The sequence below is a fragment of the Elusimicrobiota bacterium genome (genome assembly GCA_040757695.1).
Classification (GTDB): domain Bacteria; phylum Elusimicrobiota; class UBA8919; order UBA8919; family UBA8919; genus JBFLWK01.
This window is the reverse complement of record JBFLWK010000183.1, coordinates 1-2,081: the sequence shown is the minus strand read 5'-3', so window position 1 is coordinate 2,081 and position 2,081 is coordinate 1. Positions and strand designations below refer to the sequence as shown.

Here is a 2,081-nt window from a genome sequence, read left to right as displayed (position 1 = left end):
AATCGTTGACCCGATGAAAAGGGGATTATGACCTTGCAACTTACTTTCTGGCGAAATATATTCCACTATATCTCAGAATCGTTGACCCGATGAGAGCACTCTCAGATAAATAAATTGAGAGTGGCATAGATAAAGGGTTTTGAAAAAGTTTAGTAAAAATTAAAAATAAAACATATGATAATGTAAAATATGTGAAGTAAAAAGTTGCCAGTCAGATGTAAAAACTTGAAGAAAAAATTCTGTCCCTGAAAAAAGACAAAGTTATCCCGTTACATCAATCTCTCAAAAATATTAAGTTCTAATCTCAGTAAAGGCCTTACTGCATTTCGATTTTTTTGAGAATTAACTCTAAAATCTGCTCTTTAGTGAGACCTTTAGTTTCTTCTTTATATATAGCTTTCTTATGTTCAATAATAGAAATAAGATATAACCGTATAATCCTGTGAGCCCTTGATTTACATAGTGCCCTTTCAAGAGGATAAGCAAACTTTTTGGCAGAATTGGAGCGTTCCGTTGCAGTTCTTTCTTTATAAAGTTCTTTGTATCGTTTAGAGTCTCTCGGTATAACAGGAAAAATTCTGAGGTTGCTTTTAATAGAAACATGAACAGTGGGAGATAAGACCGTATCAGGTTCGCACAGAACCTTGAGAGGACATTCTTCGGGATAGGCAATATAAATACGTTTATTATCTCTCTGAGCAGCTTTTTTTACAGGACAGCAATAGAGATGTCTTTTCTTACGCGGATTATAGCCGTGATATCTCATGGGAAGTCCGCCTTTACAGATAGGCACTCCATTTTCAGAAAATTTAATACCTCTTATAGTAACTTTTTCTCCTCTTTTATTTAAAGGAATAGCTACAGGTATATTTTTCTGAAAGAAATAATCATAAATTCCCATAGCGTCATGACCTTTATCAAAACTGGCTCCTGTAATAATTGCAGGGAAATCATGTTCTTTAAACAGTTTGAGCATTCTATCAAAGGATTTAAGAGAAAGTGTATAGTCAGTTTCCGAAGCAGGGCCTATAAAGATATGGAGCGGTAAATTATGTTTTGAGGCAAAGTTGCAGATTTGATAAAATTTATCACCAAAATAGAAACGCTCGTTATAAGAGTCATATCCCCAATCTGCATCAGGGTCTTTGTAGAGTCTGTCACAGCCACATTTCTTAATACCCTGTCTGAAACATCTACAGGTTGGTTTACCATTTTCATTTGCTCCGCTTTTTATACAGGAACCATCTCCTGATACATCAAGTTTTTCTATATCTCCAAGTAGCCCTTTTTCATAAGATGGTTTTATTGCTATTGACATAAAAATATCTTCAAGTCTTTTGAGCAGGTCTTCCTGTCTTGCTTCATCAGTATGTTTCAGGAGAAATTTTGTCAGTTTATCTGTTACCAGGTCGTTTTCATCATAGTCCTGCTGCTGTTTTTCTTTTTCTGCCTTTTGTAGTTTTTCGTTCCTGAGGTTTCTTCTGTGTGTGCCTTTATCAGATTGACTGGGTTTTTCTATATGACAACAGGGTTTCTTATATGGGCCATCCTGGAGACGGTAAATAAAGTTATAAAATGTTCCTGTTGATGGGGTATCATCTGGTTCCCATTGACATAATACGGCGAGAATTTCTTCTCTTTTCAGTCTTTTGGAAAATTCCGTTATGCCTGTTTCATTTAGTGCTGTCATTAGTAATAATGAACGAAAGATTTTTACCGGATCTTTGTGTGGACGTCCTCTGCTTTTCTCGGCATAAAGGGAGTTTAAAATTTTTTCTACAGGTTTTAGATTTAATTCAAGGAAAATAAGAACTTCTTCCGAATATGAATTTAGTTTTTGGATGTTATCAGGGTTGTTTTTCAGATAATCCTTGATTAACATTATTTATCACCTCCATTCCTATATATGGAGGTATCTTTCTTTTTTGTAAAGAAGGGATTTTTATCATTTTTATTGAACTTTTATCTCGATTTTGATTTTTTGAGAGTTAAAATTTTCACCTGGAGAATGGATTTATTTTGATTCTCAGAAAATATTTCATGTAAAATTCATACGGACTTGTATTTTTTGAGAATGCTCC

1 protein-coding gene is annotated in these 2,081 nt (G+C 34.2%); it reads right to left on the bottom strand.

All coding sequences use genetic code 11. The features are described 5' to 3' along the window. Window positions 1-316: 316 nt before the first annotated feature. The gene (locus AB1349_13925) at window positions 317-1,882 is read right to left on the bottom strand and encodes a hypothetical protein (GenBank protein ID MEW6558424.1); all 1,566 of its coding nucleotides are present in this window, start codon (window positions 1,880-1,882) and stop codon (window positions 317-319) included. Between the last annotated feature and the right edge of the window lie 199 nt (window positions 1,883-2,081).